This is a genomic window from Halobellus ruber (genome assembly GCF_014212355.1).
GTDB lineage: Archaea > Halobacteriota > Halobacteria > Halobacteriales > Haloferacaceae > Haloquadratum > Haloquadratum rubrum.
Map to the genome: position 1 here is coordinate 1 of NZ_JACKXD010000004.1, position 22,903 is coordinate 22,903.

Here is a 22,903-nt window from a genome sequence, read left to right on the forward strand (position 1 = left end):
GGGAAATAGAACGACGAACGTCTTCGTTTGCAACGAGTTTCAGTCATATCGACCCACCGACAGCAGAATCGTGGCTCCAAGCTCTCGCTGTCCGGCACAATTCACGCCAAATTTAACGCGACCAATCACGATCCACGAGAGAGGAGTCCTCACTCGATACTTTCTGTTATCGGAAAGGCAACATATTCTATCATACAGTGCATTGTCCCGAGTATGGAACGCCGCGATTCCTTCGTAGCGGCTGCTGCTACGCCCATCGTGGGGTTTCCCGACTTTGAGAGGGCGGAGGGCGATTTCTCGGAACTTCCAGAATCAGATGATCCGATGGTTTGGTTTGGTTTGGTTTGGTCTCCGTGGCTGTAGAAGCGCCGGTCGACGAGGAGGAGGCACTTGAGGCAGCTGAGTGGATTCGTGTTGACCGCGAGATAGAGGAAGCGATACGACGAGCAGCTCGGGACGAGTACGACGAAGATGAACTGATCGAACGGTTTGTTGCGACATCGGACTGGGTGGAGTATGAGTGACGACCTTCCTTCACACTATGAATTGGATGACTTCCCGGATCCAATCCTTGAGCCGCCAGAACGGTTCGACCGCATCGAGAACCGGATCGGGTGTTGTGGCGTGAAACCGAACCTCGTCTATGGTGGGTATGTCCATCGGATTTGGGTGACGCACGCCGTCGATTTCGTTCGGGAAGTGTATGACGGAGATGTCGACGCCTATGTGGATATGTTCGCGCCCAATCTCTGTTCCCCAGAGGTGGAGAAAGAAATGCGGGAAGCTGTCGGGCAGGCTCTCGAGTTCCACGACGAATACGAGAGAGAATTCGAGATACTGCGTGAGTACCGAGAACAGGAGTGGCAGCGGATCCGTGAGGAGACCAGTAACAGTGGCTCAGATACCGTCCAATAGCTCCTGTAGCTCCCGCATTTTCTGCTCAACTTCCCACTCCTCCGTCTCCTCGTGTTCTCCAGCGATTCGATAGGAATGGGCGACGAGCGAGTTCACGCTTGCCAGAAAGTTCTGCATATTGTGTCGTAGCTGCTCATCTGACTTGCTGCTGTCCAGATCCTCGTAGTTCCTCCTCAGGATCTCCAATGTCGTGCCAAGGTCATCGGGCATATCCGGATCCGATGACTCGACCCTAATGAATGCCGGCCTGCAGCTGCTCTGACGTCTCTTTGACTGTGATGGCGTTCTAGATTATCCCCGTAGGTACCATACCAACTCCACGGGTTTAGTCAGTACGTCACAAGCGAGATTTTACAGTTCCAAGAGAAACAGAGGGGGTTGGAGTAGATTTCATTCAAGACGTGGGGTGTGTGGGTACCGCGCACAGGGTAAGCGGTGAGTGAGAATTACCGCGGTTTCATTCAAGACGTGGGGTGTGTGGGTACCCAACTGGACTCCGGGACTGGTGAACTGTATTCTTGAGTTTTCATTCAAGACGTGGGGTGTGTGGGTGCTCAATTCAACTGGGGTGTCGATGATCTGTACTCCCGAGCTTACATTCAAGACGTGGCGCGTGTGGGTGACTTCGATAGTTAGTCCTCGCGCGGGTCGCCAACTGGAACATCACCGTATTCCGGACAGGAGACCCAGCCCTGTCCAAAGGCACCGCCGAGCCCCTCGTCAGGTCGCCACTCGTGTTTCTCGCCACAGTTGGGACACTCGACCACGGGTGGATCGATCTCGATCGCTTCTCTGCGAATGTAGTGGTTGCCTTGATAGGAATCGCAGTGCTGGCAGACGTTTCCCCACACCTCTTTTTCGAGAGTGTTGCTGTAGACACGCTCGACGGGGGTATCGTAATTCGCAAGGACATCGCCGATTGGTGTATCGAGATGATCGTGCCGCGGCCAAACGACAGGAGTGTCCTCGCCACACTGCCAACACTCCGTGTGCCACGTCAGCAACTGATCGGGGTCAACAGGAAGGTCGTCAGGGAGCACATTGACTAAGATTCCCCAGCACAGTATTTGATTGCTATCATCAGAGTGAGTGATCGCGCATCGGTATTTGCAGTACAATTAGTATATTTGGCTATCGAGAGTGTTATAGAACTCTTGCTTATTGAGGAGCATCGTAGTCGAAGCAAACGCCCACGTAGATGTATTTTGGATACTCTCCAAACGGTTAACTATCATAGAGGGGAACACTCAGTATGGTCGGCTCTACGAAACTTAGGATATCATACCGTGACAGGATGGTAAACTACGATCTTCTGGAACCGGATGATAAGCGGGTGGCTCAGGGGATGTCGAATACAATCGAAGATGATACGAGAATCGTTTATGAGGGGACGAAAATCCGGAAGGGAGTTGGCGGGCCAGAAATTTCTGAGTGGGTTCTGCAGGTTGGGGCTGGCGTATCTGCCAGTGTCATAGGAAACTGGATTTATGACCGTCTCAAGGATAGAGATGTAGAATTTCTCGAAATTGGGGGAGAACAAGTAGAAGTTGATGAGGAGTCAATACAGGAAACGTTAGACAAGTATACAGACGACTGAATCTGCTGGAAGTCCATCGTCGATGACTGCATCCCTTGTATTGAAGAATCCTGCTTGGGTGTGGGAACGCTCTATGTGACTCCCTGCTATAAGCAAATCCATATACCTAATACGTACTACGATTGCAAATGATGAGCGACGCGGAACTATTAGACGACCTCTCCGGCTTCGAGTTTGAGGATCTGATGGAGGATGTTTTCCGCAATCTCGGCTACGAGAACGTTCGACAGGCCGAGCGTACAGCCGACAAGGGACGGGATATCCTTATGGAAGAGGTCGTCGACGGAACGCGTCGGGCGATCGTCGTCGAGTGCAAGCACACCGGTTCGGTTGGCCGACCCGTGGTTCAGAAACTCCACTCGGCGGTGTCGACGTTCGACTTCGACGGCCCCAAGCGCGGCATGGTCGTGACGACGGGGCGATTCACTGCTCCGGCGCGGGAGTACGCGACCAACCTCCGCGAGGCTGGCGATCCCCATCCCATCGAACTCATCGACGGCACCGACCTGCGAGAGATCGCCGACGAGATCGGGCTTGATCTCTACAACGGCCGCATCGAGATCATCTGTGACGAGACCCTGCGCCCGTTCGATCCCACCAGCGGTGTCGATGCTCCCATACGCGAGGCCTTCCGAGACATCGACAACATCGACGCGGGTGGGATATCGACGCCCCAAGCACGGGCGGAATTCCAGCCGGTCGTCCTGATCACGGCAGATGTCGGTGCTGTGTTCGAAACGTCGGTCGGCGTTATCCACCGCATCGACGAGACCGATCGGTTCGTCGTCCACGCTCGGCGGGGACGACCCGACATAATGGAAGGGGCGGTTCGTAGGCTCATTCAGGAGAACAGACGCCAGACGACCGAGCTGGACGAAGAGGAATTCGCCGATGTGTTCGATACCATCGACGTTCACCGGTTCGGCCAGACGGAGACCGAGTACAAAGACTGGGCTGTCGACCGACTGCGGGAGCGTCACACCACGACGGTCTCCTACACCGGAGACAACAACGTCACCTACACCAAGACCTGCGAGCCGAATCAGTCGGACATCTCAGTGCAGTCGATCACACCGATCTATCTCCCGGAGATCCGCCAGACAACACGTCTCCAGCAGTACGAGTACCCCTACGAGTACTACGCCGCTGGGCCGTCACGCGTGACGGTTGAAGATGGCATCCATCGGTGCGTCCACTGCGAGACGGCCGGACAGGATACCGACTACACGTTCTGTACCAACTGCGGGAGCATCAACTGTCCAGACCACACCAAGACGGAGCGGCTGGAACAGGCGCCCGTCTGCACGGGCTGTGCCGTCACCGAGCGATTCGCGTTCAAGACGAAGTACTTCTACGACGAGGGGAATTTGGAGACATTCCGTGCCGAGTATGAGGAAATGCCGCTTCACGAGAAGGCACGCGAAAATCCGCCGTTGGTCGCCGGTGTACTGGTGTCGCTACTTCTTGCACCCATATTCGGTCTCGTCAGTGCAGGCATCATCTGACTGACGGAGAATCCCCATCGCAAATCGAGCCCCTTCAGGTGTGTCGTTTGCCGTCGAATCGCTCTGTGAGCTGATCCCTCTGTGGAATGCCTCAGCAAGATAAGGTAATTCGAAATAGGGTATTTTGAAATACCGTATTTTGAATCACCTTAGTCGATGCCAATATTGTCGTGACAACGGATTGTATGCGCATAAGGGCATTCGACCCTCTATCGATGATTTCTCCTTACCGATCAAACTTCACTCGGTATTCTCCGTTCTAACTCGTCTAATCGTCAGGGAAGAGTCTTTGAGCGGCCGCTCACAGTTATCGATAATGTCACTGATCGGCTTTCGTCGTGAGGACGGCGAAATTGAATATCTTGAGGAGGTGGAGTACAGCGAGGAGCATCTGGAGGACGACCTCCACGAGGTGATCCACAGCGACCCGCGGTTGGTGATGGGGACGCTGACGACCCGCGAGAACGTCGTTCTCGGGAGTAAAATTCAGTTGCCGACCGGCAAAGAGCCCGATTTGCTCGTGTGCGACAAGCGAGGGACGCTCACGACGATCGAGTTCAAGCGCGACCGCTCGCCGCGCTCGGCCGTGACGCAACTCTTCGACTACGCGTCATCGCTGGCCCGGCTGGATCAGGACGAGTTCTTCGACCTCACCACCTACGAGTCGCTGGAGGAACTCTACGAGGCCTTTGACCACGAGGAGGATACGGAGTTCGACATCGACGACTTCGAGCGGGAGTTCGCCGAGGGACTGGAGTCGCCCCAGCTGATGCTGGTCGCGTACACCATCACCGACGACGTCCGGCGGATGACGCGCTGGCTGCGGGACGCCCACGACTTGAAGATCAACTGCGTCGAGTTCGATTACTACGAGCGGAACGACGCCGAGATGTTCGTCCCAACAATCATCGGCGCCGACGAGACGCAGGAGATCAAGGAACGGGAGGCGTCGCCGAAGCAGAAGAAGTACCGTCGGTTCTTCGGTGATGTACTCGAACGCTTCAAAGAGGAACTTCCCGGCGTCACGAGCAGAAGTGCCAGCAGCGACAGCTGGCTCACGATCCCGGCTGGCCACTCGGATGTCGAATTCGTGTGGCACTTCAAAGGCGACCCCGGCGACAAGGAGTTCCACGTCGTGATGAACTTCCAGTTCGACGAGTCCGCACGGAACGAGGAAATGCTTGAGACGATGCTGGCGGCGATCGAAGACCGATCGCTGGATATCCCCGAGGAGATCCACTCCGAAGAGTACGGGAGCAGCGGGTACACGCGGCTCTATGTCAGACGCGAGGTTGGCCGACTGGACGACGCGCTAGAGGACGAGGAACTCAAGGAGTGGGCCGTCGATAGGTTGGCGGAATTCCACGAACAGTTGACGCCGGTCTTGGACGAGGAACTGCGATAGGCGCATTGAGAGAGGAATGTTTGCCCAATTGCATTCTATATATTAGAACCGAGGAGGGTTGTGGATCAGCGAAAGACGGCCCTCTAAGGTGGAGTCAGTTGGTAGTTCATACAGCTATCTGCTGCATTATTGCGTATCGGACGTGAGACCCCGAAAGTCAAAACGTAGGAGTGTCGAGGTCTTCACCGATCATTTGCCTTCGTAGAGACGGTCAGCGAGCTTCCGAGGCAGGTACTCTTTGGTGTGCTCAGCGATCTCATCGACGTTGTACCATGCCTTCCTGATTTCAGCGGACGGTTTTTCTGTTTCAAGGACAGCAAATGATGCCCGAGGATCACGGTCACGAGGCTGACCGACGCTTCCCGGATTGAGAACAAGAGTATCTCCGACCTTCTTTACGTACGGCTTATGGGTGTGTCCTAAAACGACCACTTCGGGTGGATTCTCGAAGCTGTAATCTAGAAATTCTTCTGAAATGTCCTCCTCGTGAATGTACTCGCTGATCGGATTCCTCGGCGATCCGTGGGCGATAAATACCTCCCGACCACCTATCTCTGTTCGAATCGTCGGTGGAAGTCGTCGAAGAAACCGCATACCCTCTTCGGTTAACTCCCGTCGATTCCAGTCCAGCGATCTCTTAGCGTAATAATTGAACGAGGTGGGTGTCTCAGTCGTCACTCCCTCATCATGGTTCCCCCGTACAATCAGGGGGTTGACCTCCTTAAGAAGCGAGATAGTTTCGTTCGGACGTGAGTAGTATCCAACGACATCGCCTGCGCAAATGTACTCCTCAACATTGGCATCTTCTAACCGTGACAGAACCGCTTCTAGCGCCACTGCATTCGAGTGGATGTCCGAAAGGACGCCAATCTTCATATCCTCGCTAGCACTCTCTCGATCTCTCTGATGTCTGCTTCTGAGCGTACACTATCGAATGCCGTCTCCCAGTCCGCGTAGATGTCTTCTTCAACGGAATCGAGCGGGGAGACATCCGTCTTGATCTCGTCATACAAGTTGCTAGCGTTCTCCAGAACCGACTCCGTTGTTTCGATTCGCTCGCGGAGAGACTTATCCCTGTACTTACGAGACATCTGGTAGCACGACCAAATCCAGTGATCCCACTCGGCCCCGGCCGCCTTCCATTCGGCCTCTTCGGGAGAGGTTGAGCCGAACAGATCGTTCTCGTACGGGGAATACATACGGATGCGGTCAATGTCGAATCCGGGGGATGCATACAGCACCTGAAGATCTTGCTCGACGCGGAGATCGGCGAGAAGTTCATCCGTGTAGTAGTAGAATACGCTGCCGCCTCCGAACCCGCTGTCCTCAGGAATCCAGCGGTCGGTGTCAAATGCCCTCGTATTCTTGTAGTGACCCGACGCAAAGGCGTTGATCCCAAGCCCGAGGGCCAAGTGTGCGATCTGATGAGTGTGGCCGAGGACGATGTCGAAGTGGTTGTATCGGAGATTCTTCAGGAGGTCGAGATAGGAGTAGACCTCCGAGGCGCCGAACAGGGGATGCTGACGGTATCTGTCATACTCGACTGACACGTAGAAACCATCGGGCGTGACTGACGTAATGCGGTCGAGAAGCTTGTCCCGTGGATCCTGCTCGTTCAGGCTGGCGCCCGAGATCGGAAGAGATGCAAATACTGGGATATCCCTGCCTTCCTCTTCGGCGACCTCGAGGAACGTCTTGGTCAGACGCACCCATCCCTCGATTTTCCGGTCGGAGAAGGTGTCCAAGTACCGTGCCGGGGTGATGTACGCATCAACGTCTATCGTGTCCTGCACGTTGATGATCTGCCGGCACAGTTCCTGCCTGCTCTTCTTTTCGGACACGACAACCGTTTCGAAGTTGTCGCCGCCTTTCTCTTCGAAGTAAGGATAGGTCTCAGCGGCGGGTCGTTGGGTTCGTGGGATGTAGAACTGTGGATCGAAAAGGACGGTTCCTCCCCACCGGTTTACTTTACGAGCGAGATTCTGGTTCTTGTCGTACTCGTAGTCGGTCGGGCTCAGAATCACTCCATCAGCGTGGTCACCCTCAAAGGCTCGCTCCACGAGCGTTTGTCCGTTGTATCCGAACTGGATCAGGAAGGTGGGCTCGTCGAACATCATGCTATCTCCTCCATAACTCTCTCTAGCTCGTCGAGTGCCATCTCCGGTGTCAGGAACCGGCGGTGCATCTTGGTCTCGATCATCTTGTGGACATACCACTCCAGCTCCTGCAAGCCGTCTGCGTCTGGATTGGGGAAGTGATCGCTGAGATTTCGGTGGGTGCCTGCCTGAATGGCCTCCTGTAAATCCATCCCGTCGACATCGAACGGGTGAACCCCAGTCATCGTGGCAAACATCGTGATGCCAAGCGAGAAGATGTCCGTCCGCGTGTCCTGACGCTCCTTGTCGTTCATCATCTGTTCTGGGGCTCGGAATCCGGGGGTACCGGGGGCCGCTGGCCGGTCGGTCGGCGTCAAGTCAGTGTCTGCCTCCCCGATAGAGCGGACGATTCCGACGTCAAGGAGTCTGACCTGACCATCAGGCTGGATCATAATGTTCTTCGGCTTGATGTCTCGATGGACGAAATCCTGTTCGTTGAACTCCTGCAGTACGGTCAGGACATCGCGTCCGACCCGAGCCGCCAGCTCGACACTCGGCCCCTCCTCCTGTAGCTGGTCTTGTAGAGTTCCTCCCGGAACGAACTCCTCAACCATCACGAACACCTCGTGGTCGTCGATGACATCTTGGAAATCCTGCCGGAGACCGACCATAATATCGGAGTCGATCTCCTTCATAGCCCGAATCTCCAACTCGGCCCGCTTGGTGGCCTCCCAGTCCTCTGCGATGATTGTCTTCAGAACGATGTCCTCACCGTCGAACTCTCCCTTGAAAACCTCTTTCTGCCCACCGCTGTCGAGTTTTGTTTTGAGGTTGTGTCGGGGATATTTGTCCTGAACTTGACTAAGCGTAATCGAACCGCCCATATTGGCGATTGCGCAGGCGTCCCGTAAAGACTCTGTGGTGAACGTGAGACTACACTTAGGCTTCGCTTGACTGTCGGAGGGTCTTCTCGTTCAGTCTCCACGTATTCAACTCCGAGAATGGTCGCTGCTTGTCTGGAGCGTGATGCTCGACGAACGTGCCCTCGGTGTCGACCGAGGCCAACCCAATTCCCTGATTCTCGAACATATCTATGTTTTTGAGGGCAGGCGAGACGTGATCAGCATCGAGTACGACGTACTGGTACTCAGAGAACGACCTTCCTCGGAGAGCTTGTCTGAATGCATCTCTCCACTTTTCCAGTTTTAATTCGACAGCGATTGCGGTTGTGATGTGCCGCCGGAGGTAAGGGACGGTACGAACCTTGCCGTCTGGTGTCCGTTCTGCGAAGCCGTTGTCGAGGAGCCATTCAAGCGCCTTTTCGCTCTCCCGGCGGCTGTTCGCTCCGAGTTGGCAGAAGTACTCCTCGGTGATCTCACCACGCTTATGCAGGCGGAGGAAGGCCTTCAAATGCGATTTGTCTGTGATCGGTATCCCCACGCCTAGCTCTTCAACCCGCCGACGGAGATACGCATCGGATTTGTAGGTGAACACGAGGTCTGTCCGTCCGGCGCTATAGGAGAACTCTTCCACGACCTCGGCTTCGTTTCTCGCTAGTTTACATTTCAGTACCGGCGTTGCTGTTTCCTTCAATGCCGATTCCGAGTTGAATCCCATAATGGCTGTCCCTCGCTTTGTGGACTGGTTGTAATACAGTTGGGATAATATTTGGTGCTATGTCGCCGAGAGTGTTCCGGCCGCGGAACACTATGAAGCCCGTTGCGATGGTCAGATCCGCATAAAGTGACTAAGTCGTTGTATTGCCGACGTATGTAGTGCGCTAGGGTGGGTTGGTCGCATCGTTGAGCGGTTCGGCAGTCCCACTCTCGTACCCAGCCCGCCACAGCTGGTGGACGGCACGCGCGACGAGCACTATCTCCGTGACTCGGATACAGGACTCCGAAACGTCATCGTCATCGCTCGATGCGTTCGGCGGTGGGTGGTAATGCCCGTCGCCATCAGGTTCGGTGTACTCGTGGGGATGCACGTCCCATCGAAGGTTTCGACCCGTATCGTCGCTGTAGTGAACATTGTAGTCGTTTTGTACCGACCACCGAACGGTGAGGTTCGCAGATGTCGCCTCGCCGATGCCGTCATCGAGCTGGAGACGCAGTTCGTCGGGATTCACCGGGACATCCAGTGACCCACTCGCAAGGGGTTCGAGGCGTTCAAATTCGGAACGAAAATCATAGAGTGCGCCTGCGTCGACGGGCCCTCGCAACGAGTGCGACTCGGAGTCCTCCATCGTGTCAACTACTGATGCCTGCTGGTTCGCCCTGCTCGCCCGATCCGGTGCCATCCTCGACGGCATCCGTCGCATCCGCAAGCGCGAGGGCGGCCCGTGCGAGTTTCAGATTTCGTTGGGCAGTCTGCCACTCCGTCATCGCCGCCGGTTCCAGTCCGATGTCGTCGACTGCCGCGGCACGGGGGGACTCGGCCCCCGTCTGCTCCTCGAACTCGCGGACGGTCTCGCGAAGCTCCGCGATACGCGTCGACAACGTTTCGACATCGACCGAGTCGAGCAATTGCTGGGCGCGTTCGAGAACGACCGAGCGGGGTGCTCGCCTGTACCACGTCCCCCGCTCGTCCGGCCGGGAGACGGACTCGACGAACCCGTCAGCGGCGAGAATATCGAGGTGCTTGCGTGCGGTCGTTTCTGAGGTCAGCGCCCGCTCGGCGATCGTGGCGACTGGCTGGGAGTCATATGTCCGCTTCATCACCGTGCGGACGCGTTCGCCGGGCGTGGTATCCGCTTTCCACTCCTCAGTGACGCGTTCGTTCACGTCGACGGGGCGGTCGTCGGTCATACGTAGTCTTGCAGACGTGAGTATATTAGTCTTGGGAGCAATATACTTGTCTCGGATGTTGGGCACACCATCCCGTCGGCCTAATTTTCCATCTTCACTAAGAACAACTCGTAGTGGAAGCGAAAACTGGTACTTCGCGCAGTCGGTTCACCAGACGCCGCTCCTCACCGTATCGGCGGCGTCAAGTTGTAATCACGACAGCCCGGGCCGAATAGTTGAAGCGGATTTCGAGGTAGGAGTGATTCGGTGTTTACCCTCGGTAGCGTCAACCCCGACTGAAGAGCTATGATTCGTTGTGAGGGGGGCTCCCGGTGATTTATCCAGATCGAATCAGAACAGCTGAGTGGTCGGGAGAATCCCCGTAATTGCTGGGTAATGCCAAGCCCCTGCCAGCGAGGCAGGGTCGGGGATGTTCCCGCCCCACGCAGGCGGTGTGGGGACAATCAAACCATGAGTGACGGCGATTCATCGCTACGCGAGCTGGTCGAACGACAGGCCGAGGGCGAGCTGACGATTCGGCAAGTTGCCGAGGAGGCCGGTGTAGACTATTACGAGGCGCTCGAGGCCATCGGAGAGTGGCATCGCCAACGATACGACTCAGAGTGGGTAGTGTCTCCAGAGGAATTGCCCGAGGGAGAATTCGACACGCTGGATGATCTCCAGAAAGCCATCAACGGCAGGATGGGTGAGGCAGAGCATCATCGCGAGAACATCAGGCGTGGCACTGAGCGATCTTCTGATCCCGACGCCGGCAACTAAGTTATCGCACGGCGGATTCGGATTCATGACCGATGATCTCCCTGACTCCGTCCGAGACGCGCTCAACGATGCAAAAGAGGCATTCGAGCCACCTTCCGATCCCGACGAGCTGGAGCCAGACTATCCCGCCGATATGACTCCAGAAGAGCGAGTCGATCACGTCCTCACGAACGAGTACCCGCGGTGGCGAGGGATGGAGTGGATCGCCGCTGCCGCCGACACCGACATTGAGCAGGCGCAAAGCGTTGTCCGAGAGCACCTCTCAGAGGGTGAAGTTGAGGTCTCCGGCGAGGGAGTCAGGCGGAACCGGTATCACGTCTACTTCGAGGAGGTCGAGGAGCTGACCGAGAAGCTGGACGATCGGGGCCAGATCTGGTAGTCTGGCCGGGAATGCGCTGTCACCCAGTCGACCGACAAGTCGGGAAATATGCTCGAGTGACCGTGACCTACTTGCTGCTGAACGTCTCCTGTATGATGGCACCGCTGAGTCGCATCATATCTCGGTGACGGGAGGCGACCCGACCCACCATCATTTTCGTGTTCGCCTCTGCGTACTCGTCCATCTCGGTGACGATCCGCTCCACGTCCTCGTCTCCATCCCACACTCCCTGATCCGCCATCCACGCGATGTCCTCACAGAACGCAATCTTCAGGTACTCCCTCACAACATCGATGTCGACCTCGCCTTCAACACCGTACTCTTGGACGAGCTTGGGAGCGACCTCGTCGGTTTTGTCGAACAGTTTGTCGATCAGCGCACGACTGATTCCATGAACTGTGGCCAGCGCGTCTTTGCCGTCCTCGCTGGAGTCGAACTTGGGCCCTCGCATATGGCGCCGACGTCACTGACTTCGGATAAATGCCGGCCCGGTCACTGGGAGCCCACATAAGGTAATTCAGAATTAGGTATTCTGAAATACCCTATTTCAATCTACCTTATTCGACGCTGTTATTGCGATGGCCCCAGACTGTGAGCATATGGACGCGTTCGTCGACCGCGATGCGGACATTGCGGCCCTCCAAGAGCGGTACGACACCGACGAGCCCTCGCTGATCACCGTCTGGGGCCGCCGGCGTGTCGGGAAGACGGAGCTGGTCGAACACTCCATCCGCGACAGGGACGATGTCGTCTACTACCAAGCCACGGAGACGACGAAGCAGGTGCAACTCGACGATTTCGTGGCAGAGGCCACACGAACCTTTCCGGGTATCGAGCGCATCCGCCGCGAGTGGGAGGATGTCCTCGGCTACCTGATCGAGCAAGACGCGCTGATCGTCCTCGACGAGTTTCCGTTCCTGATCGAGAGCGACGAGAGCCTTCCCTCGGTCATCCAGCGGCTGTGGGATCACGAGGTCGAGGGCACGAGTGCCACGCTGGTGCTCGTCGGCTCGTCGATCAGCATGATGAAGGAGAAGGTGATGAGCGGCGGAAGCCCGCTTCACGGCCGGTTCGACATGCGTCTCCAGCTGGAGGAACTGTCGTTCGACGCTGCCACGGAGTTCTTCCCCGACTACGACCCCGAGGAGACAGTGCTGGCGTGGGGCGTCTTCGGCGGGACGCCGCACTACCTGCAGGCCGTTGACGACGACCGACCACTGCGGGAGAACATCCGGGATGCCGTGCTCTCGAAGCGTGGATTCCTCCACGACGAACCCGAGTACGTGCTGCGCACCGAGCTGGAGAACCCGAACCGTTACTTCTCGATCCTGAAGACGATCGCCGCCGGGAACGAGACCCCGAACGAGATCGCACAAGCAGCTGGCATCGATTCTGACCAGATCAGCCACTACCTGAAGAACCTGCAGGACTTGGAGATCGTCGACCGGGAGGTGCCGGTGACCGAAAACCCCGCGCAATCGCGACGCGGGCAGTACGTGTTGAAGGATGCACTGTTCCGATTCTGGTTCCGATTCGTCTACGGGCAGGGTGACAAGTACGACCGGGCAGGCACCGATGCCTACGAGGAGTTGATCGAACCACACCTCGCGGACGCGGTCAGTCCGAAGTTCGAAGAACTGTGTCGGAACGCCGCGTATGACCTCTACGACGGGTACACCTTCGATCGCGTCGGCCGCTGGTGGTATCAAGAGCAGGAGGTCGACGTGGTCGGACTGACAACCGGCGAGACGATGGTCGCCGGCGAGTGTAAGTTCACCAGCCAGCCGGTGGGGTACGACGTACTGCACGACCTCGAAAGCGACGTGGAGGACATCCGTTGGACGCCGCAGGGCGGGGGAGACGTCACTCACGAGTTCTGCTTGTTCTCCCGGAGTGGCTTCAACCGGAGCCTGATTGAGGCCGAAGAGGAACGTGACGACCTCCGCCTGTTCTCGGTCGCGGATGTCGTCACCGCGTTCTGATTCCGCGACTCAGGCGGCCAACACTCGTTCCTTCCAGAAAGTGACGGCGGACGGTTGTTTGACGTCAGCTGTTTCCTGAGCAAGCACGAAGAAGAACCGATCACATACCAACTGGTTTGAGCGAGAGCGGCGGGAGAGTCAGTCAGTCACCGGGGTAAATGGCTTGCTCGGTTGGAGTATCCCCACCGAAGAGCCGGATCGTTTCGCCGACTGTCGCCTCGTCGTCGAGACAGGCGACTCGATGAGTCATATCGCGTTGGTTCTCGTGTCGCCGTGGCGGAACCCATCTCGTCCGCACAATTGTAGGTCTTGAGCACGAACCGGAGTGTATGGGACGGAATATGCTCGTCGACGGCGAGTGGAAGACAGACCTCGAACCGTACACCGACGAGGATGGTGCGTTCGACCGGGTCGAAACCTCGTTCCGCGACTGGATTCGCGGTACGTACCGAAGCGCGGACGACATCGTCACAGACGGGCCGGAACCCGAGGCCGGCCGCTACCACCTCTACGTCGCGCGGAACTGTCCGTGGGCACACGGGGCTGCGCTCACGCGCCAGCTGGCCGGACTCACCGACGCCATCACGATGGACATCGTCGATCCCGTCCGCGAGGATGAGGGCTGGGAGTTCACGCCCGAAAAGGAGGGCTGCACGCCCGACACCGTCAACGGCGCCGACTATCTGCGCGAGGTGTACGTCGCGGCCGATCCCGAGTACACGGGACGCGTGACCGTGCCCGTGCTGTGGGACACGCAGGAAGACACCATCGTCAACAACGAGTCGATCGAGATCATGCGGATGTTCGCCACCGCGTTCGACGGTGTCGGTGACGAGGGTCTCGACCTGTATCCCGAGGGCTACCGCGAGGAGATTGACCGCATCATCGACGCCATCTACGACTCCATCAACAACGGTGTCTACCGTGCCGGCTTCGCGGAGTCGCAGGAAGCCTACGACGAGGCTGTCACCGACGTGTTCGATGCGCTCGATTACTGGGACGAGGTGCTGGCCGACCAGCGGTACCTTGCGGGCGACCGGCTGACTCTCGCAGACGTGCGGATGTTCCCGACGCTCGTCCGCTTCGACCACTGCTACCATACGGCCTTCAACTGTGATCGGCAGTACCTCCACCAGTACGAGCACCTCTGGCCATACCTGCGCGACCTCTACCAGACGCCGGGTGTCGCAGAGACGGTGCGAATGGAGCACATCAAGGATCAGGGCTACTATCAGGGGGAGATCACGCCCATCGGCCCGGATATCGACTTCGACGCGCCGCACGACCGCGACCGGCTGTCGAGTGAAGAGCCAGCAGTACAGACATAGGACGTGGGTACGGCCAGCGGCGCCATCGAAGATGAACAGCTCCACCGAGCAGATCCGTGATCCCCGCACCAGCGAGGTATCTACAGGTATCCGGGCGAAATGCGTTCCTTCTTTCTATCAGAGTCTGTCGAGTTGGGTTCGCAAGAACTGGATTAGTTCGTTGATGTCGTCTTCTGGGAGTTCCTTCTGTTGGAACACACCCTTAAACGAGTCCGCGAACTCGTCACTTTCGAGTTCCGCCAGCACGCGTTCGGTTTGCTCGGCCAACTGGTTCGGATTCCCGCGATGGATGTGTTGTTCGATGCTGTCGAGATCTGCCTCGGCACCGACGATCACCAGATCCCGTGCATCCGCGAGCCGACCGCTGTGGAGCTTGAGCGCGAACAGCAGTGCCGGCTCGGGAATCCGAGCTGTCAGACCCTCCGCTACTTCGAGTGACTCAACGATGCTGTGTTCGTGGAGATAGCGGTACGACCATTCCGCATCGGTCTGGCGACAGCGAAGTGCGCCGACGAGTGCGTCAAATTCGACCGCGTTGTCGCCAACTGGTTTTTCGTACCGGACGATTCGTCCCTCGTACACGTTTGCCACGTCGTTATCGAACGCTTTGCTGTACCCCAACTCGTCGAGGAGGGCGTCGTACGCATCGAGTTCTGTTTCAGGGATCACCATATCGACATCAGTAGTGAATCGGGTCTGAAACGCCGAGATTGCCCATCCTCCGACGAGGACGTACGGTAGTTCTTCGTCCTGTACGGCGCGGTGTGTGTCGATGAGTTCGGCCTGACGCTCTTGGAGGCTCATTGGTGGCTCGTTCAGTCAGCAGTCATCTGGTCGTGGTGACTCACGTCGATCTCCACGTCGTGCTCGTCGGCGATCATCTCCAATGCCGGTTCGTACGCCGGCCGGGCCTCCATCATCTGACTGACCGCATCGTCCATCGGAATCACGGGATTGCCGTCGACCCACTCAACGTCGATGCCCTCTGCTTGCGGGAACAAGACGTAGTGGACGCTCCCGTCAACATCGGCCGCGTCCGGGCGCTCACCCACGGTCGTGTCGATCCCGAACCGCTCGAAGAACTCGATCCACCGATCGACGTCGCGCTCGTGAACCTCGATAAACACGGGGTAGTCGTCGTGGCCTCTGGCGATCTGGAATCCGCCGTGCGTCCAGACGTAGGCGGCATCGATCTCCGTATAGGCGAACTCCATCCCGGTGAAGTGGGGGATCACGTACGCGTCCTCCTGTGAAACATCATCGCGGCTGTACAACGTCCCCATCATCTCCTCGTAGCGCCGTCGCATCTCGTAGTCCCGAACTCGAATTCCGCTATCTGTATTTGAGATGATTTCTGCGTCGTCTAAGCGACCGATCCAGTCGTAGACCCACGAATACGACGTACCGATCTTATTCGAGATTCGGTTGATTGAATCCCCACGCTGTGCCGCCAAGACGATCTTCGCAGCGGTGGGATTCATGAATTCGGTCGTCGTCATCGTCTATCTAGTTATCTCGAACGAGATGATAGCTAATGAATCCATCGGCGAATCCTGAATGGAGGGAGTCTGCTCGCTACCGATTCAGGCACTGTCTTTTCGGGATAGTACCGACAACTTTGACGCGGCTGCCGCTTCAGGGAGGACATATGCCTGTTGACATCGCTATCTCTGATGCGCTTGTTCTCACCGTCGACGAGCGCAACCGTCTGTACGAACGTGGGACGGTGCTCGTCGACGACGGTCGAATCACGGAGGTGCGCAAGTCCGAGGACGGCGATGGGGAGATCGAAGCAACGCACACGATCGATGGCGACGGAAAATTGGTGATGCCCGGATTGGTCAACGCCCACACCCACCTCGAACTGACGCCGCTAATCGGTGCGTTCAGCGATCTCGACCTGCTGGAGATGATGGGCAGTATGACGGCCATCTACGGCCGTCTTGGCGAGGGCGACTTCGACTATCTGGTCGAGGCAGGGTACGAACTTGCCGCTCTGAATTTCCTCCTCGGGGGCGTCACGACGATCAACTCGATGGATGTCCGGCCGAGTTCGGGCGCGGAGACGTTCGGCGAAGCGGGCCTCCGCGGCTTCTTCGGCCCGACAATCACGGATCTGTTCTGGGACGTCCCCGTCGACGAGCAGTTTGACCGCGCTCGAACGTTCATCGACGAGTACCACGATACCTACGACGGCCGGATCCGGGCGACGATCTGCCCGCACGATGACTGGTCGTGTACGCGCGACCTCTGGGAGCGCACGGCCGATCTCGCGGCCGAGTATCCCGACCTGCTCGTCCACACCCACTTACTGGAACTCGAAGAGAGCAACACGATGGCGCGAGCAAATGGCGGCGAGGATTCGCTCGATCTGCTCGCTGACGTCGGATTGCTCGACGACCGACTGGTTGCGGCGCACTTCCGCGTCGCCGATGAGGCGGACATCGAGCGGACTGCCGAGGCAGATGCGTCTGTGGCACACTGTCCGTCGGTGTTCTGCTACTGGAACCCGGACGCCGAGATGCAGTGGACGCCCGTTCCGGAACTGCGAGAGGCGAATGTCGACGTCGGACTGGGCATCGACGACCACTATTGGCACGACTCCTACAGTATGTTCGGTGAGGCCCGGCAGGCTCGCCTCGCGGCCAACGTCAAGCGGACGACCGGCCAGTTCTCCTCGATGGAGCTGGTGCGGATGCTGACGATCGACGGTGCTCGGGCGCTGGGTATCGGCGACGAGATCGGGAGCATCGAACCGGGTAAGCGGGCGGACATCATCCTCCTCAACGTGGACAAGCCGAAGTTCACGCCGCTGACCAACGTACCTGCCCACGTCGTGAACAACGCCGCGCCGGCGGACGTGGAGACGGTTATCGTCGACGGAGACATCGTGATGCAAGGTGGGGCACCGAAGACGATGGATTCCGACACAGTACAGCAACGCGTGGAGGAGGCAGTCGAGCGCTTTGCCGACGAGACGGGGTGGGAACTGGACATTGGAGGCGGTGAACCGCCGGGGTCGGTCGAGACGATTCGAGACCTCCCAAAGCGTGGGCCCGCCCGCCTGCTCTCTCGTCTCGCCCTCCAATCGGCACGTGACAAGTTCCCCTTCTGATCGACCATGTCCACGTCACCGTTCCCTCCCGGGTACGTCCGGTTCGATGATGTCCACAGCTCGATGCCGGAGCCACGCCGAGTGCAGGTCTCCAAATCAGTCGCATTAGAGACGATACATATGGACGGGTCGGATCCAGCAATCGTGTTCGTCCACGGTGGCCTCGGCTCGCTGTGGAACCCGTATCCGCAACTGGACGCGTTCGAGGGCGAGCGAGAGCTGGTGACGTATTCGCTGGCCGGAAACGGCAACTCCACGACGCGTACCGAGCAGTCACTCACCGGGCACGTCACCGACCTCCGGAATCTGCTCGACGCACTTGATGTCGACCGACCGATCGTCCACGGCCACAGTTACGGCACCGCCATCGCGCTCGAATACGCCAAACGCCATCCGACGGCTGGCCTCGTGCTCCACGCAGGGGGTGATCACGACCTCACACCGGCGTGGGAGAAACCGCTGTTACGGCTGTTCCTCGCGCTTCGACTGTATCACCTGCCTGCGAACGACGCGCTCATCCGTCAACTGGCCTACAGCGTCGGCTTTCATGAGGAGACGGCCGAGGCCGTCGTCGAGGATTTCCTGCAATCAAATCCCTTGCCGCGCCGCCGCTCGGCGTGGACGACCGTGACCGAGGCGTTCTGGGGCTACGATGGACGCTCCGATACCGAGCGGGTCGACGTGCCCGCGCTCGTCATCCACGGCCCTGCCGATGGGATCGTCCCGGTCGATGCGGCACGCGGGACTGCGCGTCGGCTCCCCGAGAGCGTGTTCTGCCGGATGGAGCGCACCGGTCACGTCGCGATGATCGAACGGCCGGCTGCGTACAATCGGCTCCTCCGGGCGCTCCTCGCGGCAATCGAAGCTGAGCGTGATCTCGAATCGGCGGTTCGTGATCGGCTTGGCGAGCATAACAGCGAATAGCCGTCCATTCCCACTAATGTGGGCTCTCGAAGGGGCAACACGACCTACGCCGTGATATCGGCCCGACGCAGGAGTTGTGCGTTGACCGCGACGATGACCGTACTCGCCGACATAAGGACGGCCCCCACTGCGGGCGAGAGCAAGATGCCGATCGGGGCGAGGATACCAGCAGCGAGCGGGAGGGCGAAGACGTTGTAGCCGGCGGCCCACACGAGATTCTCCTGCATCTTCCGGTAGCTCTTCCGGCTGAGGCGGACGAGACTCACGACATCCCGGGGGTCGTTCTCGACGAGGACGACGTCCGCTGACTCGACAGCCACGTCGGTTCCCGACCCGATTGCGATGCCGACATCCGCACGCGTCAGCGCGGGGGCGTCGTTCACGCCGTCACCGACCATCGCAACCAGTTGCTCCTGCTCCTGTAACTCGACGATTTTCTCGTCTTTGTCCTCCGGGAGAACTTCGGCGAAGTAGGTGTCGATGCCGAGTTCCTCGGACACGGCACGAGCGACATCTTCGGAGTCGCCGGTCAACATCGCCACTTCGATCCCCATCTCGTGGAGGGCGTCGATTGCCTCGCGGCTTTCGTCGCGGATCACGTCCGCGAGTGCGACTGCACCGACAGCCTCGTCGTCACGCAGCAGGTAGACGACTCCCTGCCCCCGGGAACCGGCCTCGTCTGCGAAGGCGGTCAGACTGTCGCCGGGATCGATATCGAGATGCCGCAAGAGATTCGGCCCGCCGACGTAGACCGTCGTTCCCTGCTGGACGGCGCTGGACTCGCCAGTACCCACTGAGATGTCGGTTTCGACAGTGGCACGGACACCCCGTCCCTCGAGGGCCTCGAACTCTCGCGTGGATGGGACGGACAAGCCACGGGCGTGTGCCTCCTCTCGAATCGCCGTGGCGATCATGTGTTCTGAATCGCCCTCCGCGGCGGCCATGAGCGTGAGCACGTCGTCCTCGTTCCAGCCGTCCGTCGTCGCGATGTCGACGATGCCCTGTTCACCTTTTGTGAGGGTTCCCGTTTTGTCGAAGACGATGGTGTCGAGGTTGCGGGCCTCCTCCATCGCGATCCGGTCGCGGACGAGCATCCCGTTGCGGGCGGCCAGCGAGGTGTTGATCGCGACGACCAGCGGGACTGCGAGTCCGAGCGCATGCGGGCACGCGATCACCAGCACGGTGACGACCCGTTCGACCACAGACAGGCCGAACCCCTCGGCGAGGCCCCACGCGATCGCGGTCACCACTGCGGCGCCGAGCGCCGCGTAGAAGAGCCAGCCCGCGGCACGGTCGGCGAGTACCTGCGTTCGCGACTTGCTCTGTTGGGCTTCGTCGACTAACCGCATAATCCCCGACAGTGTCGTCTCCTCGCCGGTCGCGGTGACGCGCACGCGGAGGCTGCCACTCTGATTGGTCGTGCCACCGATCACCTCGTCACCGGGCGTCTTCTCGACAGGTTTCGATTCGCCGGTGACCATCGCCTCGTTGACGTTCGATTCGCCCTCCTCGACGACGCCGTCGGCCGGGACGTTTGCCCCGGGTCGGACGAGTACTAGATCGCCCTCGGAGAGATCGTCGACGGAGACTTCCTCGGTATCCCCGGATTCGTCGATCCGCTCTGCAGTGGCGGGCATCAGGTCGGCGAGTTCGTCTAGCGCCCCCGAGGCCCGGCGGACGCTCCGCATCTCGATCCAGTGACCCAGCAGGAAAATGACGACCAGCGTGACCAGCTCCCAGAAGAACGGTTCGCCGATCTCGAAGGCGACTGCGGCGAGACTGTAGACGAAGGCGACGGTGATCGCCAGCGAGATTAGCAGCATCATTCCGGGCTCGCGGTTTCTGGCTTCGACCGCACCCATCCGGAGGAATGGGACGCCGCCGTACGCGAAGATGATCACGCCGAGCACGGGGCCGACGAACGCGCTGCCGGCGAACTGGACGGCGGTGTAGCCGAACCACTCCTGCAGCATCGAACTGTAATAGAGGACGGGCAACGCGAGCAGGAAGCAGACGACGAACCGCCGCTTGAACATCTGCTCGTGGCCGGAGTGGTCGACTATCCCGCCGTGGTCGTGCCCACCGCCCCCGTGGTGGCCTTCGTGAGACGACGCCTCCTCGTCGGATTCATCTCGATAACACTCGCAGACGCGACAACACGGGCACTCGCGGTCGGTCGGCTTCTGATGGGGCGCGTGTTCGTCGTGGTGACCGTGATGGTCGGACATATCGGTCAGTCCTCCCGTTGTAGTCGCTCGCGCCGCGTTTCGAACTCCTCGTCAGAAAGTTCGCCTCGGGCGTAGGCGACCCGCAGTTCTTCGAGCGCAACATCCTCACTTCGACCGTCCGTTCGGCGAATCCCTCGGTACAGGAGGTATCCGAGTCCGAGAACGACGGCCAAGACGATCAGCCACATCAGGAGCCACATCCATCCGGCCCCGCCCCACATTCCCACGTCACCCATGTGTCCCCATCCCCACATCCCCATAGCGGGCATCATGATGGCCATCAAGAGGAACGGCACGAGGAGAACGACAGCGACGATGATGAGGAGGACTCGGAGGAGCTGCTCATTTGAAGACATATGCTAACTCTTCTCTCAGCGAGCATAAAATACTGCCCGGGGCTCCGGAAAACCGATAGTTCCATCTGATCAATCATCCCTGCCTCCTCAATAGTGGTCACCGACACTGCTGCTGTTAGAAATTAGTAGTCACAACAGATCGGGCCGAGTAGTTGTAGTACTCGTCTCGACCTGTCATACGTACCTCACCAGATCCTCTGACACCTTCGGGCCGGTATTCGCCGACGAATGCACTCTCATACCGAACGGGACGCGGCCGACCCCGAAAGGCACATCGGATAGTCCCCGAGATACTCCTGTCTGCGGGTCAGCCGTCCCGTGATAACGGTTTGGTGAATGGATAGCGCATATCACTCGCCGATCACCCGCCTCCTTTCGCACCACTACTTGCTGCCCTCATACGGATTATTGTAGTCAATTACCGGTCATCCCGACACCGTCTCCGGCGATGACCGGTAATTCGTTACAATAATCCGTATCACTGCTCGATGCCACCGGTAACGTAGCCGTATTTCAGCAACGAAACGAAGATGGTGCCGCCGATAACGTTCCCGCCCGTCGCGATCAGTAGAAAACGAGCGTACTCAGAGAGCGTGATAGAGGGCGACACCAGTAAGCCGGCGACGACTTCGACGTTACCGGCGATCGAGTGAGGTAGGTGTCCAAAGCCAATGATAGTCGTAATGGCGACGACCAGTATGATTCGGGCAGTCGAGCCTTTCACCGACGTGACCATCCACGAGAGCAATCCCATCAGCCACCCGGCCAAGACCGCAGCAAAGAGTGTCGATGGGGCAGAGTGCGAGAGGAGCGACTCGGCCAGACGAACGACCGCTGTCGGAGCCACTAGTCCGTATTCCGTGCCGAATGAGACCATTCCGGCAGCGAAAACGGCTCCGCCGAGGAGGTTGGTACAGTAGACCACGCCCCACAGTCGAGCGAGGTCGGAGACCGCCGCATCTCCGTTCAACACCGGCAGGACGGCGAGGGTAGTGTGTTCGGTGAACAGTTCCGCGCCACTGAGAACGACGAATACGAACCCGAGGGAATAGACGAGTCCAGTAGCTACCCGCAAGGACGGCTCGCTCCAGACTCCGGCGGCAGCAGTTATGAGTGCTGTCGCGAACAGGGGGCCAAACCCGATATCGAGCCCGGCCGAGAGACCGGAGAGGGTAAGTCCCCGCGCCGGCCGTGAAAGCTCTTCTTGACCGATCTCCAGCTGAGCCCGCAACGCGTTTTCCTGCGATACGGGGGTATGTTCGGATTCGTCACCCCTCTCGGCTACTGATTCATCGTCGGCGGTTCCCGCTTCACTGAGCTGTTGATTCACGGCTCAAACAGTCCACGAATGGACACGGGTGCTAGTTCACGACGACGGGTAAACTCCGCGCTACCGTTTCCCGTATACGACTGCTCGCACAGTTCCTCTCGTTTAGGTCATACTGTCGGCTATAGTCCCGTGACGGGTTTCGACACCCCGGGTGTCGAAAATCTTCACGTAGTTACA

The 22,903-nt window shown here is 58.6% G+C and carries 25 protein-coding genes and 1 pseudogene; 12 read left to right on the forward strand and 14 right to left on the reverse strand.

Annotated elements, in window-relative coordinates:
• The 3 genes and pseudogenes from H5V44_RS11520 to H5V44_RS11530 all read left to right on the forward strand — a co-directional run.
• A pseudogene (locus H5V44_RS11520) lies at window positions 1-116 on the forward strand (IS6 family transposase); the annotation flags it as partial.
• A 228-nt stretch (window positions 117-344) separates the two neighbouring features.
• Window positions 345-524 carry a hypothetical protein gene (locus H5V44_RS11525; RefSeq protein WP_185193287.1) on the forward strand — a complete coding sequence of 60 codons (180 nt, stop codon included), beginning with the start codon at window positions 345-347 and terminating at the stop codon, window positions 522-524.
• On the forward strand, window positions 517-915 hold the full coding sequence (locus tag H5V44_RS11530; RefSeq protein ID WP_185193288.1) for a hypothetical protein: 399 nt from the start codon (window positions 517-519) through the stop codon (window positions 913-915). Before H5V44_RS11525 ends, H5V44_RS11530 begins: the two co-directional genes overlap by 8 nt.
• Here H5V44_RS11530 and H5V44_RS11535 read toward each other — a convergent pair.
• Together H5V44_RS11535 and H5V44_RS11540 are read right to left on the reverse strand one after the other, a co-directional pair.
• A complete protein-coding gene (locus H5V44_RS11535) occupies window positions 898-1,125 on the reverse strand; it encodes a hypothetical protein (RefSeq protein WP_185193289.1) in 228 nt (75 codons plus the stop codon). The two genes, H5V44_RS11530 and H5V44_RS11535, sit on opposite strands and share 18 nt — an antisense overlap.
• 422 nt (window positions 1,126-1,547) lie before the next feature.
• The gene (locus tag H5V44_RS11540; protein WP_185193290.1) at window positions 1,548-1,955 is read right to left on the reverse strand and encodes a hypothetical protein; all 408 of its coding nucleotides are present in this window, start codon (window positions 1,953-1,955) and stop codon (window positions 1,548-1,550) included.
• 212 nt (window positions 1,956-2,167) lie between these two features.
• On the opposite strand from H5V44_RS11540, the gene H5V44_RS11545 reads away from it, so the two are divergent.
• The 3 genes from H5V44_RS11545 to H5V44_RS11555 all read left to right on the forward strand — a co-directional run bounded on the left by H5V44_RS11545 (window position 2,168) and on the right by H5V44_RS11555 (window position 5,422).
• The gene (locus tag H5V44_RS11545) at window positions 2,168-2,512 is read left to right on the forward strand and encodes a hypothetical protein (RefSeq protein WP_185193291.1); all 345 of its coding nucleotides are present in this window, start codon (window positions 2,168-2,170) and stop codon (window positions 2,510-2,512) included.
• Window positions 2,513-2,643: 131 nt separating this feature from the next.
• Window positions 2,644-4,017, forward strand: a complete 1,374-nt coding sequence (locus tag H5V44_RS11550; RefSeq protein WP_185193292.1) for a restriction endonuclease — start codon at window positions 2,644-2,646, stop codon at window positions 4,015-4,017.
• A gap of 316 nt (window positions 4,018-4,333) precedes the next feature.
• A complete protein-coding gene (locus tag H5V44_RS11555; RefSeq protein WP_185193293.1) occupies window positions 4,334-5,422 on the forward strand; it encodes a DUF4268 domain-containing protein in 1,089 nt (362 codons plus the stop codon).
• Window positions 5,423-5,611: 189 nt separating this feature from the next.
• Here the strand turns inward: H5V44_RS11555 and H5V44_RS11560 are convergent, their stop codons facing one another.
• The 6 genes from H5V44_RS11560 to H5V44_RS11585 all read right to left on the reverse strand — a co-directional run bounded on the left by H5V44_RS11560 (window position 5,612) and on the right by H5V44_RS11585 (window position 10,325).
• Window positions 5,612-6,298 carry a metallophosphoesterase family protein gene (locus H5V44_RS11560; RefSeq protein WP_185193294.1) on the reverse strand — a complete coding sequence of 229 codons (687 nt, stop codon included), beginning with the start codon at window positions 6,296-6,298 and terminating at the stop codon, window positions 5,612-5,614.
• Entirely contained in the window at window positions 6,295-7,536 is a 1,242-nt protein-coding gene (locus H5V44_RS11565; protein ID WP_185193295.1) for a hypothetical protein, read from the reverse strand. Before H5V44_RS11565 ends, H5V44_RS11560 begins: the two co-directional genes overlap by 4 nt.
• A complete protein-coding gene (locus tag H5V44_RS11570) occupies window positions 7,536-8,402 on the reverse strand; it encodes a serine/threonine protein kinase (protein WP_185193296.1) in 867 nt (288 codons plus the stop codon). The genes H5V44_RS11565 and H5V44_RS11570 overlap by 1 nt, the downstream gene beginning before the upstream one ends.
• 55 nt (window positions 8,403-8,457) lie before the next feature.
• On the reverse strand, window positions 8,458-9,135 hold the full coding sequence (locus H5V44_RS11575; protein WP_185193297.1) for a hypothetical protein: 678 nt from the start codon (window positions 9,133-9,135) through the stop codon (window positions 8,458-8,460).
• 163 nt (window positions 9,136-9,298) lie between these two features.
• A complete protein-coding gene (locus H5V44_RS11580) occupies window positions 9,299-9,763 on the reverse strand; it encodes a hypothetical protein (RefSeq protein ID WP_185193298.1) in 465 nt (154 codons plus the stop codon).
• A 4-nt stretch (window positions 9,764-9,767) separates the two neighbouring features.
• Window positions 9,768-10,325: a winged helix-turn-helix domain-containing protein gene (locus tag H5V44_RS11585; protein ID WP_221625711.1), complete on the reverse strand. Its 558-nt coding sequence runs from the start codon at window positions 10,323-10,325 to the stop codon at window positions 9,768-9,770.
• A gap of 450 nt (window positions 10,326-10,775) precedes the next feature.
• On the opposite strand from H5V44_RS11585, the gene H5V44_RS11590 reads away from it, so the two are divergent.
• Both H5V44_RS11590 and H5V44_RS11595 read left to right on the forward strand, forming a co-directional pair.
• The gene (locus tag H5V44_RS11590) at window positions 10,776-11,084 is read left to right on the forward strand and encodes a hypothetical protein (protein WP_185193299.1); all 309 of its coding nucleotides are present in this window, start codon (window positions 10,776-10,778) and stop codon (window positions 11,082-11,084) included.
• 25 nt (window positions 11,085-11,109) lie between these two features.
• Window positions 11,110-11,463 carry a hypothetical protein gene (locus tag H5V44_RS11595; protein WP_185193300.1) on the forward strand — a complete coding sequence of 118 codons (354 nt, stop codon included), beginning with the start codon at window positions 11,110-11,112 and terminating at the stop codon, window positions 11,461-11,463.
• A gap of 67 nt (window positions 11,464-11,530) precedes the next feature.
• Here H5V44_RS11595 and H5V44_RS11600 read toward each other — a convergent pair whose 3' ends face one another.
• On the reverse strand, window positions 11,531-11,914 hold the full coding sequence (locus H5V44_RS11600) for a hypothetical protein (RefSeq protein ID WP_185193301.1): 384 nt from the start codon (window positions 11,912-11,914) through the stop codon (window positions 11,531-11,533).
• A 148-nt stretch (window positions 11,915-12,062) separates the two neighbouring features.
• Between H5V44_RS11600 and H5V44_RS11605 the strand changes: the two genes are divergently transcribed.
• A complete protein-coding gene (locus H5V44_RS11605; RefSeq protein WP_185193591.1) occupies window positions 12,063-13,445 on the forward strand; it encodes an ATP-binding protein in 1,383 nt (460 codons plus the stop codon).
• Between the two features lie 329 nt (window positions 13,446-13,774).
• Window positions 13,775-14,773, forward strand: a complete 999-nt coding sequence (locus H5V44_RS11610) for a glutathione S-transferase family protein (RefSeq protein ID WP_185193302.1) — start codon at window positions 13,775-13,777, stop codon at window positions 14,771-14,773.
• A 117-nt stretch (window positions 14,774-14,890) separates the two neighbouring features.
• On the opposite strand, the gene H5V44_RS11615 is transcribed toward H5V44_RS11610, so the two are convergent.
• Entirely contained in the window at window positions 14,891-15,577 is a 687-nt protein-coding gene (locus tag H5V44_RS11615) for a hypothetical protein (RefSeq protein ID WP_185193303.1), read from the reverse strand.
• 11 nt (window positions 15,578-15,588) lie between these two features.
• Complete coding sequence (locus H5V44_RS11620; RefSeq protein WP_185193592.1) at window positions 15,589-16,254, reverse strand: helix-turn-helix domain-containing protein; 666 nt, start codon at window positions 16,252-16,254, stop codon at window positions 15,589-15,591.
• Between the two features lie 167 nt (window positions 16,255-16,421).
• On the opposite strand from H5V44_RS11620, the gene H5V44_RS11625 reads away from it, so the two are divergent.
• Window positions 16,422-17,888 (forward strand): amidohydrolase family protein, encoded by a 1,467-nt coding sequence (locus tag H5V44_RS11625; protein ID WP_185193304.1) that lies wholly within the window; start codon window positions 16,422-16,424, stop codon window positions 17,886-17,888.
• 120 nt (window positions 17,889-18,008) lie between these two features.
• Entirely contained in the window at window positions 18,009-18,812 is an 804-nt protein-coding gene (locus tag H5V44_RS11630; RefSeq protein WP_185193305.1) for an alpha/beta fold hydrolase, read from the forward strand.
• Window positions 18,813-18,856: 44 nt separating this feature from the next.
• On the opposite strand, the gene H5V44_RS11635 is transcribed toward H5V44_RS11630, so the two are convergent.
• From H5V44_RS11635 to H5V44_RS11645, 3 genes are all read right to left on the reverse strand, one after another.
• Complete coding sequence (locus tag H5V44_RS11635; protein ID WP_185193306.1) at window positions 18,857-21,040, reverse strand: heavy metal translocating P-type ATPase; 2,184 nt, start codon at window positions 21,038-21,040, stop codon at window positions 18,857-18,859.
• Window positions 21,041-21,045: 5 nt separating this feature from the next.
• Complete coding sequence (locus H5V44_RS11640; RefSeq protein ID WP_185193307.1) at window positions 21,046-21,396, reverse strand: SHOCT domain-containing protein; 351 nt, start codon at window positions 21,394-21,396, stop codon at window positions 21,046-21,048.
• A 478-nt stretch (window positions 21,397-21,874) separates the two neighbouring features.
• Window positions 21,875-22,726 (reverse strand): formate/nitrite transporter family protein, encoded by an 852-nt coding sequence (locus H5V44_RS11645; protein ID WP_185193308.1) that lies wholly within the window; start codon window positions 22,724-22,726, stop codon window positions 21,875-21,877.
• Between the last annotated feature and the right edge of the window lie 177 nt (window positions 22,727-22,903).

Excerpts from the sequence above, each read along its gene's own strand:
- H5V44_RS11570 (WP_185193296.1), bottom strand. The coding sequence starts at position 8,402 with ATGGGCGGTTCGATTACGCTTAGTCAAGTTCAGGACAAATATCCCCGA.
- H5V44_RS11610 (WP_185193302.1), top strand. The coding sequence starts at position 13,775 with ATGGGACGGAATATGCTCGTCGACGGCGAGTGGAAGACAGACCTCGAA.
- H5V44_RS11595 (WP_185193300.1), top strand. The coding sequence starts at position 11,110 with ATGACCGATGATCTCCCTGACTCCGTCCGAGACGCGCTCAACGATGCA.
- H5V44_RS11630 (WP_185193305.1), top strand. The coding sequence starts at position 18,009 with ATGGACGGGTCGGATCCAGCAATCGTGTTCGTCCACGGTGGCCTCGGC.
- H5V44_RS11640 (WP_185193307.1), bottom strand. The coding sequence starts at position 21,396 with ATGTCTTCAAATGAGCAGCTCCTCCGAGTCCTCCTCATCATCGTCGCT.
- H5V44_RS11605 (WP_185193591.1), top strand. The coding sequence starts at position 12,063 with ATGGACGCGTTCGTCGACCGCGATGCGGACATTGCGGCCCTCCAAGAG.
- H5V44_RS11625 (WP_185193304.1), top strand. The coding sequence starts at position 16,422 with ATGCCTGTTGACATCGCTATCTCTGATGCGCTTGTTCTCACCGTCGAC.
- H5V44_RS11580 (WP_185193298.1), bottom strand. The coding sequence starts at position 9,763 with ATGGAGGACTCCGAGTCGCACTCGTTGCGAGGGCCCGTCGACGCAGGC.
- H5V44_RS11585 (WP_221625711.1), bottom strand. The coding sequence starts at position 10,325 with ATGACCGACGACCGCCCCGTCGACGTGAACGAACGCGTCACTGAGGAG.
- H5V44_RS11600 (WP_185193301.1), bottom strand. The coding sequence starts at position 11,914 with ATGCGAGGGCCCAAGTTCGACTCCAGCGAGGACGGCAAAGACGCGCTG.
- H5V44_RS11530 (WP_185193288.1), top strand. The coding sequence starts at position 517 with ATGAGTGACGACCTTCCTTCACACTATGAATTGGATGACTTCCCGGAT.
- H5V44_RS11635 (WP_185193306.1), bottom strand. The coding sequence starts at position 21,040 with ATGTCCGACCATCACGGTCACCACGACGAACACGCGCCCCATCAGAAG.
- H5V44_RS11590 (WP_185193299.1), top strand. The coding sequence starts at position 10,776 with ATGAGTGACGGCGATTCATCGCTACGCGAGCTGGTCGAACGACAGGCC.
- H5V44_RS11620 (WP_185193592.1), bottom strand. The coding sequence starts at position 16,254 with ATGAATCCCACCGCTGCGAAGATCGTCTTGGCGGCACAGCGTGGGGAT.
- H5V44_RS11565 (WP_185193295.1), bottom strand. The coding sequence starts at position 7,536 with ATGTTCGACGAGCCCACCTTCCTGATCCAGTTCGGATACAACGGACAA.
- H5V44_RS11575 (WP_185193297.1), bottom strand. The coding sequence starts at position 9,135 with ATGGGATTCAACTCGGAATCGGCATTGAAGGAAACAGCAACGCCGGTA.
- H5V44_RS11555 (WP_185193293.1), top strand. The coding sequence starts at position 4,334 with ATGTCACTGATCGGCTTTCGTCGTGAGGACGGCGAAATTGAATATCTT.
- H5V44_RS11535 (WP_185193289.1), bottom strand. The coding sequence starts at position 1,125 with ATGCCCGATGACCTTGGCACGACATTGGAGATCCTGAGGAGGAACTAC.
- H5V44_RS11550 (WP_185193292.1), top strand. The coding sequence starts at position 2,644 with ATGAGCGACGCGGAACTATTAGACGACCTCTCCGGCTTCGAGTTTGAG.
- H5V44_RS11545 (WP_185193291.1), top strand. The coding sequence starts at position 2,168 with ATGGTCGGCTCTACGAAACTTAGGATATCATACCGTGACAGGATGGTA.
- H5V44_RS11615 (WP_185193303.1), bottom strand. The coding sequence starts at position 15,577 with ATGAGCCTCCAAGAGCGTCAGGCCGAACTCATCGACACACACCGCGCC.
- H5V44_RS11560 (WP_185193294.1), bottom strand. The coding sequence starts at position 6,298 with ATGAAGATTGGCGTCCTTTCGGACATCCACTCGAATGCAGTGGCGCTA.